This is a genomic window from Pseudoalteromonas sp. NZS127_1, from assembly GCF_015864295.1.
GTDB lineage: Bacteria > Pseudomonadota > Gammaproteobacteria > Enterobacterales > Alteromonadaceae > Pseudoalteromonas > Pseudoalteromonas arctica.
This window is the reverse complement of record NZ_JADYXO010000032.1, coordinates 21,257-28,233: the sequence shown is the minus strand read 5'-3', so window position 1 is coordinate 28,233 and position 6,977 is coordinate 21,257. Positions and strand designations below refer to the sequence as shown.

The 6,977-nt window shown below is 38.7% G+C and carries 7 protein-coding genes; 1 reads left to right on the top strand and 6 read right to left on the bottom strand.

The window, feature by feature from the left end; genetic code table 11:
* Positions 1–140 precede the first annotated feature (140 nt).
* Positions 141–683, bottom strand: coding sequence for a carboxymuconolactone decarboxylase family protein (locus I6F50_RS19090; protein ID WP_007586212.1), 543 nt, complete (start codon positions 681–683; stop codon positions 141–143).
* Between the two features lie 112 nt (positions 684–795).
* Between I6F50_RS19090 and I6F50_RS19085 the strand changes: the two genes are divergently transcribed.
* A complete protein-coding gene (locus I6F50_RS19085) occupies positions 796–1,383 on the top strand; it encodes a TetR/AcrR family transcriptional regulator (protein ID WP_010553549.1) in 588 nt (195 codons plus the stop codon).
* A gap of 103 nt (positions 1,384–1,486) precedes the next feature.
* Here I6F50_RS19085 and I6F50_RS19080 read toward each other — a convergent pair whose 3' ends face one another.
* The 5 genes from I6F50_RS19080 to I6F50_RS19060 form a co-directional block, all read right to left on the bottom strand.
* Positions 1,487–3,607 carry a methyl-accepting chemotaxis protein gene (locus tag I6F50_RS19080; protein ID WP_165740964.1) on the bottom strand — a complete coding sequence of 707 codons (2,121 nt, stop codon included), beginning with the start codon at positions 3,605–3,607 and terminating at the stop codon, positions 1,487–1,489.
* A gap of 107 nt (positions 3,608–3,714) precedes the next feature.
* Positions 3,715–4,932 carry an organoarsenical effux MFS transporter ArsJ gene (gene arsJ, locus I6F50_RS19075; RefSeq protein ID WP_165740965.1) on the bottom strand — a complete coding sequence of 406 codons (1,218 nt, stop codon included), beginning with the start codon at positions 4,930–4,932 and terminating at the stop codon, positions 3,715–3,717.
* A gap of 24 nt (positions 4,933–4,956) precedes the next feature.
* On the bottom strand, positions 4,957–5,967 hold the full coding sequence (locus tag I6F50_RS19070) for an ArsJ-associated glyceraldehyde-3-phosphate dehydrogenase (RefSeq protein ID WP_165740966.1): 1,011 nt from the start codon (positions 5,965–5,967) through the stop codon (positions 4,957–4,959).
* A gap of 43 nt (positions 5,968–6,010) precedes the next feature.
* Positions 6,011–6,364 (bottom strand): metalloregulator ArsR/SmtB family transcription factor, encoded by a 354-nt coding sequence (locus I6F50_RS19065; RefSeq protein ID WP_165729438.1) that lies wholly within the window; start codon positions 6,362–6,364, stop codon positions 6,011–6,013.
* Between the two features lie 166 nt (positions 6,365–6,530).
* Positions 6,531–6,959: an organic hydroperoxide resistance protein gene (locus tag I6F50_RS19060; RefSeq protein WP_165729437.1), complete on the bottom strand. Its 429-nt coding sequence runs from the start codon at positions 6,957–6,959 to the stop codon at positions 6,531–6,533.
* Positions 6,960–6,977: the final 18 nt, after the last annotated feature.

Here is a 6,977-nt window from a genome sequence, read left to right as displayed (position 1 = left end):
TTGTTCTATATTCACAAAAAAATCCGTAGTTAGTTTCCTAACTACGGATTTTGCATGATCGTTTGGATCGGTCAACCGGTCATTTTCTTAACTGATCGGCATTAAGCCTAGGCTGCCTTTTGTCATTTATAAAATCGTATTTATTTTACGTATTTTTTAAATGCAGCGTCTACTGGTGTATCAGCAAGGTGATTAGTGTAGTTGCTCATTACTTTTTGAGACAAGCCTACAATAATTTCAAGTAGTTGTTGCTTACCGTAACCTGCTGCAAAGAATTTTTCGATTTGCTCATCGCTGATCACGCCACGTTCACGTGTCATTGCGAGTGTAGTTTCACGAAGAGTTTCTAGCTTAGGGTTTTCAAGTGGTGTTTTGTTTACAAGTGCATCAACAACACCTTGATCAACTTTCATTGCCGCTGCAATACCACTGTGAGCAGGAACACAGTAATGACATGCGTGCTCAACGTTAATTGATTGCCATACTACTGTTAGCTCTTCTGCATTGAATGATGTTTTTTGAAACAGCTCATGCAGTACTTGGTAACCTTTAAGTAATGTTGGTGCTTCAGCCATTACTGCATGTAAGTTAGGAAGCATACCAAATGCTGCTACTGAATCAGCTAGTAACGGTTTTGCTTCTTCTGGTGCGTTTTCTTGAGTGTATAAAGTAAATTCGGCCATGGTTAGCTCCTAATAATTAATAGTTTTAAGTAACTTCGAGACACATAGTATTTGATTTTGAGCGACTGTTCAAGTTAAAATTGAGCAAATGTTCAAATTGATTGAGAATGATATGGCTAATAAGGTTAAATTTGAACGCGATAATGTAGTTCGCGTTGCAAGCCAGCTATTTTGGCAAAAAGGTTTTCATGCAACCTCAACGCGTGACTTACAAGAAGCCGTTAATATGCGCCCGGGTAGTATTTACTCTGCGTTTGGCTCTAAAGAAGGGCTATACTGCGAATCGCTGAAAGATTACACAGTACAAATGAAAACCCAAATAGAGGGGTTTCTATCAAGTGCAGATACAGTACTTGGTGGGTTACGTGCATTTGTTGAAAATGTGGTCATTAAAACAAAAGATTGCAGCCCAAGCGCTATTTGTATGCTGGTTAAAGCAAACAGCGAGTTTGCAGAAAAAGACTCAAACCTATATGAGCTAAGCTTAGATTTAACCGCTCAATTTGAAGCTTATTTAACGCAGTTGTTTACACAAGCAATAAACAAAGGTGAGTTAAGTAATACGTTGACCGCTGTTGAATATGCGCGCTTTTTTCAGGTGCAATTTACAGGTTTACGCGGTTATTTTAATCGTCCTAATGTAGAGCAATTTGCTGAGCCAATGATCAACCAAATGTTTATGTTGATTAAAAAGTTATAAATAGCAGTTATCGCGCATTCTCAACAAGTTATACTTATTTTACTAAATAAAAATGGCCAGTATTAACTGGCCATTTTTTTGTGCTTAAAACTTAATTTATAAGTTACGTTTTAAGCTTATTTAGCTCATTATCTTGCTGGGCAACAAGTGCATTAAGCGCTTCGCTGCTATCCCCTGCTTGTGTAGATAAGTCAGCAAGTTGCGATGCGGCATCAGATATAAGCGTTAAATTACGGTTTATTTCTTCAGTCACTAAGCTTTGCTCTTCGGCAGCGGTGGCAATATGTGTAATTTGATTGGTTATTTCATCAACTTTAACGACAACACTGTGCAGAGCATCAAAAGCTACTGATGTTTCATCAACGGCATTTTGTGCACGTACTACGCCTTTTTCAATAACGGTAGATGCGTTACCTACTTCAGATAATAAACTATCAATTAACTGGCTTATGTCATCTGTTGATGAACGCGTTTTAGAAGCAAGTGCACGTACTTCATCAGCAACAACGGCAAAGCCTCGCCCGTGCTCACCAGCGCGCGCAGCTTCAATGGCTGCGTTAAGTGCAAGTAAGTTTGTTTGTTCTGAAATAGTACGAATTACATCTAATATTTGCGTAATGTCTTTACTACGCGAAGCTACTTTTTCAACTGCTTGGTTAGCTTCTTTAATTTCTTCAGACATCGTTTTAACTTGTGTCATCGCTGACGATAAGCTCGACTCACTGCTTACTACCAAGCTATTTATTTCATCGGCTTGTTGGGCTGATTGCTCTGATGCTCTGGCTACTTCGAGTGCTGTTGCGCTCATTTCGTTCATAGCCGTTACCACACTTTCAATTTCTTGAAATTGAGATTGAACATTATGCTTAGTATCAATAGCGATGTGTTGTGCTATTTCGCCTTGCTGTTTAGTTTGCTCAGACACCGCTTTTAGTTCAGAAATTAAATCACGTAGTTTTGCTAAAAATCGATTAAACCCACCAGCTAATGCAATAAGTTCTGCGTGGCTATCAACATGCAATGTATGCGTTAAATCACCCTCAGAACTTGCGAGGTTATCAACCCGCTGTTGAATTTGTTGTAGCGGCGCTATTACACCTGCAATTACTAATTTCATAATAACAAAAGCAACCACAGCAATTATTAAGCCTGTAATTAAAATAATAAACCCGAGTGATGCTGCTGTTTCTTGCATGTTTTTTTCTAGCGCTTCAGGCCCTGCAAGTGCTAGGTCTGTAGGTACTTCTATGATTAATGACCACTGAGTGTTTGCTAGTTTTATATCAATTGGATAATTTACTAAATATTCACTATTTGTTTTAAAAATACCGCTTTGCCCTTTAGACTTTTCAATATCATTAAATATAGTAGAACTAACAGCCTCTTTAATTGGGCGCCCTAATTTAGATTTATAATGACTGCTGCCTACAACTAAACCTAAATCACTTAATAAGGTTACTTTAGCTTGACCATTGTAAAGCTGCTTAGAAAGCTGCTCAGTCATTACTTGAAAGGTTGGTAGAGTTAAATCAACGCCTGCTAAACCAATAAACTGGCCTGACTTTAAAATAGGCACGGTTAACGAAGTTAGCATTACCGAATCGCCCGATGGGATTTCGTATAAATACGGTTCCATAATACAAGGCTTAAGTGTGTCTTTTGCGCACAAATACCACTGCGCTTCGCGAATACCAAACTCATTAAGCGTTGTTATGTATTTATCGGCGGCATTCGCTACTTTTTGTTGTTCAATTATGCCTTTTTGATCGCGAGTTATGTATACCTCTAACGTACCAGCACTATCTACTGAATGCTTATACCCTTGTTGATATTGAGAATCTTGCCCATCAAAAGCGTTTGGTTCAAATTGAGAATAAATAGATGATAAGAGAGTGTTTTGTTCTAAAACCGCTTTATTTATACTGACAACTGTATCTCGGTCTAAAGTGTTTTGTTTTGCTGCATTGCCAAGTAATGCCGCTAATGAATAAGGAACACGGTAAGCTTCATTAATAAAGCCAGCAATTTTTTCTCCGTATCCAGCCGCATGAGCATTAAGCTTTTCTTCTACTTCTACAATAATGTACTCTTCGGATTTGGTCGCTAACTGCTTATTACTTGATGATAACTGCCACCACAAAATGCCTGATAGCACTAGTACAGTTATAAATATACTACCGACACTTAGCCAGAGTAACTTTTTTGCTAACGATATTTCTCGCATTCATCACACCCTTTAAATTAAAACTACTGATACAGTTTAGTAGATCTAACCAACGAAGCTATGAATATCGTTAAACAAATTGAATTTAATACAATACGTTGAGTTTTTTAAAGTTTAGCCAAACGTGCCGTTGTAATTGAGGCTGCAATTAATAAACATACACTTACCCATAAACACGCACTAAGCCCATATACTTGAAAAACCCAGCCAGAAAGCACCGTACCAAGCAAACGCCCTATCGCATTGGCCATATAATAAAAGCCAACGTCGAGCGACACCCCATCGTTTTTAGCAAAACTTACTATTAAGTAACTATGCAGCGATGAATTTACAGCAAATACACCACCAAAAATAAGTAAGCCGATTACAAGCGTAAAATGTACCGCTACATCAAATTGCATCAACAACGCTAAAATGCCAGTTACGCCACTTAATAGAGCAACCCACCAATACGCTTTTTTGACTGAATGTGAGTTTGAATCACTTTGCCCTGTTATACGCGGTGCTTGCGACTGCACCAATCCATAAGCAATTACCCACAAAGCCATAAAGCCGCTTACCCACCAGTGATCCCAGTTAAACTGAGCGGCTAAGTAAACCGGCAATGCAACCACAAACCATACATCGCGCGCCGCAAACAAGCATAAACGCGCTGCACTAAGTAAGTTGATTGCCCGCGATTTAGAAAATAATTCTTTAAACTTAGGTTTGTTTTTAGCTTTACCAATATCGCCTTTTAAAAAAATTAAACTAATAACCCACGCAACACTAAGTAAAGCAATTAGGCTTATTAATGCCCCCACAAAACCAAATACGGTAAGTAATAAGCCGCCTAAAAAAAAGCCCACTCCTTTTAACGCATTTTTAGAGCCCGTAAGTATGGCAATCCATTTATATAATTGGCTTTGCCCTGCATCGTCTTGTGGTACTAAATACTTAATGGCGCTCTTTGCGCTCATTTTATTTAAGTCTTTAGCTATGCCACTCAGTGCTTGCGCTGCCATAACATAGGCAACGGTTAGCCAATCTCCAGGAACGCAAAGCATGGCCAAAGCTACAAGCTGTAGCCCAAGCCCTACATTCATGGTTTTGTTTAACCCTAAATGTGCTCCTAGCCATCCACCTACTAAATTGGTGATTACGCCAAAAATTTCATAAAACAAAAACAACATGGCTATTGCAAATGCACCATAACCCAACTGATGAAAATACAGCACCACCAGCATCCTTAGTGCGCCATCAGTAAGGGTAAATGCCCAGTAATTACCGGTAATTATTAAATATTGTTTTATAGAACTTGGTAAACTAGCTAACTGAGCAAACATAGCGTTAAACCTTTTTAAACAAGATTAAACCACATCACTTTGTGCAACTTTAAGCATTAGCTCAGCCGTACGGTTTGCATAACCCCACTCGTTATCATACCAAGCGTATAATTTAAGCTGAGTATTGTTAATTACCATAGTTGAAAGCGCGTCTATGGTGCAGCTACGTGGATCTGTTTTGTAATCTATTGATACAAGCGGTCTTTCTTCGTAGCCTAAAATACCTTGTAGCTCGTTATTTGCAGCGTTTTTAAACCAAGTGTTTACTTCATCTTGTGTAACACCTCGTTCAAGCTCAAAAACACAATCAGTAATGGATGCGTTAGTAAGAGGTACACGCACAGCATGGCCGTTTAATTTACCCTTAAGCTCAGGAAAAATATGCGTAATAGCCGTTGCACTACCTGTTGTGGTTGGTATTAAACTAGTCCCGCACGAACGTGCACGGCGTAGGTCTTTGTGGGGTGCATCTATAATCGTTTGGGTATTAGTAATGTCGTGAATAGTGGTCATTGAGCCGTGCTTAATGCCTACTTTTTCTTGCAGCACTTTTACAATGGGCGCTAAGCAGTTAGTTGTACACGAGGCGGCTGTAACAATTTTATGCTCACTTGGGTTATAAAGGTTATCGTTTACACCCATTACTATATTTAAAATCCCGTCTTCTTTCACAGGAGCCGTTACTACAACGCGCTTAACACCTTGCGCTAAATATTGATTTAGCAGCTCAGTGGTTTTCATTTTACCGCTGGCTTCTATTACTACATCGCAATCTGACCAATCAGTTTCATTTATGGTTTTGTTGTTGGTAACTGCAATCGTGTGCTTACCCACACTAAAGCTATTATCATCACTAGTAACCTGCTGCGCTAAGCGTCCGTGTACTGAGTCAAACTCAATTAAATGTGCGTGTGTTTTAGCATCGCCCGCTACATCATTTACTTTAATAAACTCTATTTCTGGCCAATCAACTGCTGCACGCAGTGTTAAACGTCCCATACGGCCAAAACCGTTAATACCTACTTTAATCGTCATAATAAAATACCTTAATGAGTTAATTTATTTACTAATTAGTTAGTTAACAACAGCTAGCTGCTCTTTCAGGGCGATTACCCATAGTATTTAACCGCGTTAAATCGTTTTCATAAAATGAAGGGTTAGCAGTCAGGGTTTGCGTTAATACATTTTTAGCCCATTCAGGCAGGGCTTTATTAATACTGTAATAAACCCATTGATTTTGCTTACGGTCGCTCAGTAATCCGCATTGTCTTAATTGTGCTAAATGGCGCGACACTTTAGGCTGGCTTAATTCAAGTGCAGCAACAAGTTCACACACGCACAGCTCTTCTTGGTCGCTAATTAATAGCATTGCTTTTAAACGCGTATCGTCCGCTAAGCATTTATAAAATTGAAGTGGGTTGAATTGTTCCATAGTGTCCTCGCAGTGTTAGTGCATATACAATAAAACAAAAACTAAACATATGAAATAGTGAATATACGATTATTTGTATATTTAAATTATTTTGCTTTAAAACGCAAAAAAGCACACAACGACTAGTTGTCGTTGTGTGCTTTTATAACTTTTCTTTATTTAGTTATTAAATAACAGAAAGCTCTATTTCAATATTGCCACGTGTTGCGTTTGAATAAGGGCATACTTGATGCGCTTTATCTACAAGCTCTTGCGCAGCTGCTTTATCCATATCACCTAGTGATACAGCCAATTTTACTGCAATACCAAAACCGCCTTCAATAGCACCAATAGACACTTGTGAATTAATATGTGTGTCGCTTGGTAAATCTATTTTTTCGCTACCTGCTACAAATTTAAGTGCGCCAATAAAACATGCTGCATAACCTGCGGCAAATAATTGCTCTGGGTTAGTGCCTTGTCCGTCGTCTCCGCCTAAACCTTTAGGTGTTGATAAATTTACATCTAAACGACCATCATCAGATTTAGCTACGCCTTCACGGCCGCCAGTTGCAGTTGCTTTTGCTGTGTAAGCTACGTTTTGTAATACATTCATAATGAACTCCAAAGTTTT